The organism is Neoroseomonas rubea, assembly GCF_016106015.1.
Classification (GTDB): domain Bacteria; phylum Pseudomonadota; class Alphaproteobacteria; order Acetobacterales; family Acetobacteraceae; genus Neoroseomonas; species Neoroseomonas rubea.
Map to the genome: position 1 here is coordinate 1 of NZ_JACADQ010000597.1, position 1,280 is coordinate 1,280.

Here is a 1,280-nt window from a genome sequence, read left to right on the forward strand (position 1 = left end):
GCACGTCATCCCCCTCGCTCGCGCCCGGCGCGGCGTCGGCGGCGGCCCAGAACGGCGCGGCGGGCACGCTGGCGGCGGGCCACGCCATGGGCGCCGCCGCGTCATGCGCATCCGGGACGAAGGGCGCTCTTTCCGCCACGAGGCCCGGCGGATAGGCGTCCGCCGGCGCGGCCGGGTCCGGAATAGCCGCGCAGAGCGCATCCGCATCCGCCATGCCCGCGCGGCCGGCACAGGCGACGGCCTCCACGCGATCGAACCAGGCCGGCCCCGGCATGGCCTCGCCCGGGGCGAGCAGCGCAGCGAGCGTGACAGGAAAGCGCCGCCCCACCGTGTCCGCGCTCGGCAGCATCACCCCTGCCACGGCATCGGGGCCGCAGGCGCCGGCCGGCAGGGCGAAGCGCCAGGGGGGTGCTGCGTCCCACGCCTCCGCCCAGCGCGGCCCCAGCGCGTCGCGCGCCGCCGCCACGGCTTCCTGCAGCCAGGCGTCCCAGGGCCCGACGAAGCTCGAGGGCAGGCCCCGGCGCACGAAATCCCCGTGCGCCGGGACCTTGCCGTAGAGGCCGGTCAGGGGGCGAGGGTCGGGCATCGGAACTCCCGCAGCTCGGCCAGGCCGAAGGGGTGCTGCGTGCTGCCAGCGCGCAGCTCGAAATCCATGCTCCGCTCGCCCTGCACCACGCGCAGCCGCAGCCTTTCGCGCGCCGGCGTCGCCGTCAGCGTGCTGTTGCGCCGCATCACCAGCCGCAGCGCCGACCAGGCGCCGTCATAGGCGAGCGGCCCCGCCAGGGAAGGCGGGTCGAAGGTCAGCGTCGTGTTGCCGCGCGCCGGCCAGGACAGCGCGATGGGGCGGGAGGATCCGCCCTGCGCGATCTCGTTCCGCGTGCCTTCCGCCTCGAGCACCGCCGAGATCGCACCCGGATCCATCGACCGCGGCACGAGCTCGAACCGCAGCCCGACCGAGGCGACGGAGGGGAAGAAGGCCTCCCGGATCGCCCGCGCGCGCTGGAACTGCATCAGGTCCGCGGCGCTGATCGGCGGCGGCAGCCCGTCGGTCGCCACCGGCCGCCAGGGCAGGCTGGTGATGTCCACGTACTGCCGCACGTTCTGCGTGAAGAACTGGTCGAAGACGCCGCCGGGGCCGAACAGCCGCATGAAGTCGTCGACCGGCAGGTCCTCCCCGTTGATGTTGAAGGGGAAGCGCTGTTCCAGCCCGCGGCAGAAGGGCGCCAGCTGCTGCGCGCCCGCCGCGGCCAGCGCGGCCTTCGCCCCGCCGCCGCGCGGCC

General features: G+C 75.8%; 2 protein-coding genes. Both read right to left on the bottom strand.

Annotated elements, in window-relative coordinates:
- The coding region (gene tagF, locus HW577_RS25165) for a type VI secretion system-associated protein TagF (protein WP_198378820.1) at positions 1–586 on the bottom strand (586 nt) is incomplete at its 3' end.
- On the bottom strand, positions 565–1,280 hold a 716-nt coding region (locus tag HW577_RS25170), incomplete at its 5' end, for a type VI secretion IcmF C-terminal domain-containing protein (RefSeq protein WP_332837812.1). The genes HW577_RS25170 and tagF, both read right to left, overlap by 22 nt.